General features: G+C 28.0%; 1 protein-coding gene. It reads right to left on the bottom strand.

All coding sequences use genetic code 11. From position 1 onward, the window contains the following. Positions 1 to 65: 65 nt before the first annotated feature. Positions 66 to 329 carry a serine hydrolase gene (locus tag CXF67_RS00140; RefSeq protein WP_102086924.1) on the bottom strand — a complete coding sequence of 88 codons (264 nt, stop codon included), beginning with the start codon at positions 327 to 329 and terminating at the stop codon, positions 66 to 68. Between the last annotated feature and the right edge of the window lie 414 nt (positions 330 to 743).

The raw sequence follows: 743 nt of genomic DNA, 5'->3' as shown, positions 1-743 counted from the left end.
TGACATCTAATAGCTCAGTCTTATATGCTCTAAAAACCTGTTTTATAGAAGTTTTTATTAATCGATTATTTCTCTTTTAATAGCATTATTAGACTTGCAGTAAACTGTTTTGAGATTGAAGCAAGACGAAATGAAGAATTATTATTTAGCTGTTTTGTTTTCTTTGAATTGGTGAAGCCATATGTTTTTTCCAAAGTTGGCTTTCCATTTTTCGTTATTAGAATTTTGCCAATAAATTTCCTTTCAGAATTTAGTTTTTCTAACCAATTGTCAATCAAAACTATTTTTCCTTTTTCACTTGAATTTTTAGGGATATTTAATTCAGGCACTTGAAGAAAAAAAAACCAGACAAAAAATCCAATAACTATTATAGCAATTCCGAGTATAATATAAAGTACTACTTTTATATTTTATTTTCTGTTTTTCTTGTATTACGCACATCGGAAACAGGTAAAACTTAAACTGTTTTTCTGAAGTATTCTAACACAAATTTCCACAGTAATCCTATGGTTGGATTATGCCGTTTCGAGGCTAAAAGCTACCATTTTTGAATGGTTTTTATTCTTAGCATTGTGTTATCACTTTGTCTTTCAAACAACTCTTGCTACATCCCTTAAATACTATATTAAAGCTATTGTATTAAAATTGTTTTGATATGTAATTCAAATAGGAAAGCTGTTAAGTATTATCCAAGGGTTTAATTTATGAACCGATGGTAATAAGGGTTGATTTTGTGTTTAAAA

This window comes from Psychroflexus sp. MES1-P1E (genome assembly GCF_002836055.1).
Classification (GTDB): Bacteria; Bacteroidota; Bacteroidia; order Flavobacteriales; family Flavobacteriaceae; genus Psychroflexus.
This window is presented reverse-complemented; position numbering and strand designations above follow the sequence as displayed.